This window comes from Dellaglioa sp. CoH-56-MRSF-13, assembly GCF_056782095.1.
On sequence record NZ_JBXAYC010000113.1, the window covers coordinates 1 to 328 of the forward strand.

Annotated in this window: 1 protein-coding gene; it reads right to left on the reverse strand. The window is 55.2% G+C overall.

Going from position 1 to position 328, the window contains the following annotated elements:
* Window positions 1-328, reverse strand: a 328-nt coding sequence (locus tag AC1RP1_RS08120; RefSeq protein ID WP_481762736.1) for a hypothetical protein, incomplete at both ends; no start/stop codon positions are given.

The window sequence follows — 328 nt, forward strand, 5'->3', positions numbered from 1 at the left end:
GCATTCTCCAGCACCGAAGCCAACTTCACTTCATCCCAGCTCATGATCTCGCGAATACTTTCGGCCAGACGCAGCGTTTTCTTGAACTCGCGCGCCTGCCACGGTGTGATACGGAACGGCTCTTCCTTCTTTTTCTTGTCCTCTTCTGCCTTGTCATCATCGGTTGACGGTTCTTCGATCTTGCGCACCGAGTTCCCGCGATAAGCCAGCATCATTTCGATCTCGGCAAACACGGTCGAGTCGCTGGAGAATTTGCCGTCCGAGAGCAGCGTCCACACATCTTGGTAGCGCTCGACCTTGACCTCGTTACCAGCGTCGTCGATGGTGC